The organism is Methylobacterium sp. ME121, assembly GCF_000974725.1.
Taxonomy (GTDB): Bacteria; Pseudomonadota; Alphaproteobacteria; order Rhizobiales; family Beijerinckiaceae; genus Methylobacterium; species Methylobacterium radiotolerans.
Genome location: NZ_BBUX01000185.1, coordinates 1 through 772 on the forward strand (window position 1 = coordinate 1; position 772 = coordinate 772).

Annotated in this window: 2 protein-coding genes; both read left to right on the top strand. The window is 66.7% G+C overall.

What is annotated here, in order from left to right:
• The coding region (locus tag ME121_RS32835) for a hypothetical protein (protein WP_491892966.1) at positions 1-330 on the top strand (330 nt) is incomplete at its 5' end.
• Positions 331-385: 55 nt separating this feature from the next.
• On the top strand, positions 386-772 hold a 387-nt coding region (locus ME121_RS32840), incomplete at its 3' end, for a transposase (RefSeq protein ID WP_491892967.1).

A 772-nucleotide genomic window follows, 5' to 3' on the forward strand; every position in this document is an offset into this window, starting at 1 on the left:
AAACTGGCCGCAGGCCATACCTCAGGGCGGACCACTTCGATGGGGGCGGATCACACCGGCGCCCTCTTCACGGAGGCGGTCATTCTCTACGCTCGTGCCACCACCACCGGAGGCGACCGACCCAAGCTACTGGGGGAGGCGAAGCTCACGCCCAATCAGCGTGCGGTGCACGAGGAGGTCCTGCGGCTGCGCAACGCCGCCGTCGCCCATTTCGGGCGCGGCGAGAGCTTGCCGGACAGTCCCTTGGTCAGGGAGGCGGTCGTCGTCAGCCTCTTCCTGTCAGAGAAGGGCCCTAAGAGCCCGTCCGGTAAGGGTCTGAGGCGGGGTTGAGTGGCCGGGATGGCGATGATTCCAGGAGGGTGCTGAAGCCTGACCTGGAAGCGCCATGTGGACCCCGACCACCCGGCGGCAGCATAGCCGCGTGGGCCTTCGCTATGAAACCGACCTTACCGACGCCGAGTGGGCGGTGATCGAGCCACTGATGCCGAGGCCAGCGCCCTGTGGCCGGCCTCCGCTCTGGACGACACGGGAGGTCCTGAACGCCATCTTCTACGTTCTGAGGGGTGGGATCTCCTGGCGGTTGATACCCAAGGATCTGCCGCCGCGCTCGACCACGTTCGGCTACTTCAGCCGCTGGCGCGACACAGGGCTGTTTGGCCGGATCAACCACCACCTGGTCATGGCCGATCGCGAGCGAGTCGGACGGGAAGCCTCACCGTCTGCCGCGGTCCTCGACAGCCAAAGCATCAAGACGACGGAGAGCGGCGGCCCT